Source organism: Mesorhizobium sp. WSM4845 (genome assembly GCF_055811455.1).
Genome location: NZ_JBVVQA010000104.1, coordinates 1 through 489 on the forward strand (window position 1 = coordinate 1; position 489 = coordinate 489).

Here is a 489-nt window from a genome sequence, read left to right on the forward strand (position 1 = left end):
TCAGTCGACCGTGAAGAATTCGGAAGCTGCTGATATTCCATGGGAATAGTCTACTTTTCAGGCTTCCGAATTGCAGGTGACGGCCAGTTTGTGGATAGTTTTCTTGCAATTCCAGTTTGCGATTTCCGCCGCCTGTCGAAGCGTGATTCACTGCTTTCATCGCAGTGAATCGGAGCCAGGCGATGGGCAGACCACGCGAGCGGCGCGAGACAGGAGAACAGGATCTGTTCCGCGCCCGCCTTGATCAGATCCTCAATATGAACCACGAGCTGGTGCGGCTGGCCCGCATCATCGACTGGCCGTGCTGGAGGCGCGCTTCGGCGCGGTCTATTCGGACGGGCCGGGCATGCCGCCGCTGCCGACCCGGCTGATGGCGGGGCTGGCGATCCTCAAGCACACCTTCAACCTGTCGGACGAGGCGCTGTGCGCACGCTGGATCGAGAACCCGTATTTCCAGTATCTGTGCGGCGAGGAGTTCTTCCGCCACGA

General features: G+C 59.7%; 1 pseudogene. It reads left to right on the plus strand.

Annotated elements, in window-relative coordinates:
* Window positions 1-182: 182 nt before the first annotated feature.
* Window positions 183-489 (plus strand): annotated as a pseudogene (locus tag AC0L2C_RS34200) (transposase); the annotation flags it as partial.